3 protein-coding genes and 1 pseudogene are annotated in these 2,729 nt (G+C 66.5%); 2 read left to right on the top strand and 2 right to left on the bottom strand.

The annotated features are described in order from the left end of the window. Nucleotides 1-186: pseudogene (locus RMO97_RS07080) on the bottom strand (hypothetical protein); the annotation flags it as partial. 198 nt (nt 187-384) lie between these two features. Here RMO97_RS07080 and RMO97_RS07075 point away from each other — a divergent pair. Further along, the gene (locus RMO97_RS07075) at nt 385-1,374 is read left to right on the top strand and encodes an alpha/beta hydrolase-fold protein (protein WP_310539895.1); all 990 of its coding nucleotides are present in this window, start codon (nt 385-387) and stop codon (nt 1,372-1,374) included. Continuing rightward, nucleotides 1,371-2,381 (top strand): hypothetical protein, encoded by a 1,011-nt coding sequence (locus RMO97_RS07070; RefSeq protein ID WP_310539894.1) that lies wholly within the window; start codon nt 1,371-1,373, stop codon nt 2,379-2,381. Before RMO97_RS07075 ends, RMO97_RS07070 begins: the two co-directional genes overlap by 4 nt. On the opposite strand, the gene RMO97_RS07065 is transcribed toward RMO97_RS07070, so the two are convergent. After that, the coding region (locus tag RMO97_RS07065) for an enolase C-terminal domain-like protein (protein ID WP_310539893.1) at nt 2,348-2,729 on the bottom strand (382 nt) is incomplete at its 5' end. The two genes, RMO97_RS07070 and RMO97_RS07065, sit on opposite strands and share 34 nt — an antisense overlap.

Raw genomic sequence — 2,729 nt, 5'->3', positions numbered from 1 at the left:
GTGGAACACCGGGCTGGCGTGGGGCTTGACCGCCACCCGGTCATCCGGCCTCAACACCGAGAAATAGAGCGCCGACATGATGGTGGCGATGGAGGCGCAGGACGCCTGGTGCCCGCCGACCTTGAGGCCGTCGCGGCTCTCGCGAAGGTGGTTGGCGTTGTGGATCGTCCAGGCCGCAAGCCAGTGGACCTTGCGGTCCAGCTCCGCGATCAGGGAGGTGTCATCATTCAGGCGGGGACGGGCGTGGGCCGTTTCGACGGTCATCCCGCTTTCCTAAGCCGGTGGCAGAGGGTCGTCCAGCCGCCGACGGTGGGCTCACCTTGCTATCGGGGTTCATAGCCGCTTTGATCGGTGGAAAGCACGCCAGGACCTCCGAGGCCGCCGATGAAACTGACCCGGTTTTTGACCGCCATCGCCTGCGCCGTCGGCTTCGCCTGGCCGGTCGCAGCAATGCAGGGCCGGCTGGTGGAGTCGCAGGTGACCTCCGCCATGGTACCCGGCCCGGTGCCGATCAGCGTCTACACCCCGCCAGGCTATGACCCCAAACGACCGACGCCCTACCCCCTGCTGATCCAGCTGCACGGCGGCGGCGGCTCCAACAAGAACATGACCCGGATGGCCGAACTGCTGGATCAGGCCATTGTCGAGGGCCGCATTGCGCCTGTGGTGTCGGTGATGCCGTCCGCAGGCCGCGGCTTCTACATGGACTTCCGCGACGGCTCCCAGAAGTGGGAGACGTTCGTTGTCCGTGACCTGATCGCCCACATGCGCCGGACCACCCACGTTACGCCCGGTCGCGAAGGCACTCTGGTCACCGGCATTTCCATGGGCGGCATGGGGTCGCTCCGGATGGCCTTCAAGCATCCGGAGGTGTTCCAGGCGGTGGCCGGCATGGAGCCCGGGATTGAACCTGTACTGGCGTTCAGGGACATCCAGCTCCGCGACCGCTTCTGGCGCTCAGACGCGCTCTTCCAGCAGATTTACGGCGCGCCGGTCGACGAGGCCTATTGGGCGGCCAACAATCCGGCGACCATCGCCCTAAAGGCGCCCGAGCGACTGGTGGGGCTGTCGATCTATCTCGAGGCGGGGGACCAGGACCTGTTCTTCCTTCACCACGGAACCGAGTTCCTGCATCGCGTGCTGTTCGACAGAGGCGTCGCCCACGAGTATCGGCTGGTCCGTGGCGCCGAACATGTGGGCGCCTCCATCGCCCCGCGCTTTCTGGACGCCATGACGTTCCTCGGGCGCGTCCTGGACCCGCCCAAGTGGATTGACGCCCAGGTCGAGGCCACCCGCAGCCGAATGGACGAAGCCCGCAAGGCCGCCGGCTACCCGATCACCCCTGTTGACCCCCAGCGCTTGAGGACCAGATGATGCGGGCGGAGAACACGGCTGTTTCCGGCCCGAACCGCCGTGGTCTGCTAGCTGCCGCCCCATCGCTGCTATTGGCGCCCACCTGGGCCGCAGCGCGGGCGGTGACACCCTACGAGCGCCCGAACACCAAGGGCGTTGCAGGCTACAGCGAGTCAGCCATGGTCGGGTTCGTCGGCGCCCGTCAGAACCTCGCGGCCAGCCTGCGCATCTGTCATTTCCCACCCCTGGGCCTGTCGTGGCTGTGGTGCAACGTGCTGACCCCGCACGGCTTCTACGGCTATGCGCACCATCTCGGCTCCTGCGGTTCGCAGCCGGTTTTCGCCGAACCCGTCCGCGGCGCGTTTTCGACCCGGGCCGACGGCGCTCAGGCCGAACTGATCCGCACCGGCGCAGACACCTCCGTCACGGGCGTTGATTTCTCCGCCGCCATCGACTTTCAGCCGCAGACCCGCATCGCGTTGGGACCGGGCGCCAGCCCCGGACGGCTGAGTGGCCACTTCAAGCCTACCCATCTGCATCGCGGCAAGGTGGACACGGGCCGGCGCGAGCAGGTGGGTGTGATCGACGCCGTCTTCGAGGCTGGCGGACGGCGCTATGTGATGCGCGGACCGGGAAAATATCACGAGCAAACCCAGGTCACGCCCCGCTTTGTCACGCCGTTTACATATCTGGCTTTCTGGGGGGCGCGCGATTCCGGCGTCGCCATCCAGAGCCCTGGGGGCGGATCGGGAGCCCTGCTGATAGCCGGAACTCAAAGGCTTGTGACGAACCTCGCGTCGACTCCGCCTGCCGTCCGTCGCCGCTACCGCATAGACCTTGAAGGCGCCAATTCGCTGGAGGGCGAGCTGACGGCCATGGCACGCTTCTCCTTCCCGATTTTCGGAGACACCTGGCGTGGAAGTTTTCTGCGCGGCGCCGTCGGGTCAGAGGCAGTGGTCGGCCAGCTGAACGACTGGCGTTCGGACCAGAACCGTTACTTGCCGCCGGTCGATCCGGCGAAGCGATAGTCCCTCCGTGACGCAGCGTGCATTTCAGCGCTGAACCCCGGCGTTGTCGGAGCGAGGTAGCGGCCACGGGCGATGCAGATCGGGTCGACAAAATGCTCGTGCAGGTGCCCGGCGTGTTCGGTCATCCGGCCCTCCAGCTGGCCGCTGATGCAGGCGTAGTCGATCATCGACACATGCTGGGCGTATTCGCAGAGGCCGACCCCACCGGCGTGCGGACAGATCGGCTTGCCGAACTTGGCGGCCAGCAGCATCACCGCGATGGCCTCGTTCAGACCGCCCAGCCGGCAGTTGTCGAGTTGCACCACGTCGATGGCGTCGGCCTGCAGCAGTTGCTTGAACATCACCCGG

The organism is Phenylobacterium sp., assembly GCF_031425575.1.
In the GTDB taxonomy this organism is placed as follows: Bacteria; Pseudomonadota; Alphaproteobacteria; order Caulobacterales; family Caulobacteraceae; genus Phenylobacterium.
Note: the sequence above shows the minus strand (reverse complement) of the source record. Positions and strands in the feature narration are given on the sequence as shown.

Coding starts and splice junctions, on each gene's coding strand:
- RMO97_RS07075 (WP_310539895.1), top strand. CDS start 385: ATGAAACTGACCCGGTTTTTGACCGCCATCGCCTGCGCCGTCGGCTTC.
- RMO97_RS07070 (WP_310539894.1), top strand. CDS start 1,371: ATGATGCGGGCGGAGAACACGGCTGTTTCCGGCCCGAACCGCCGTGGT.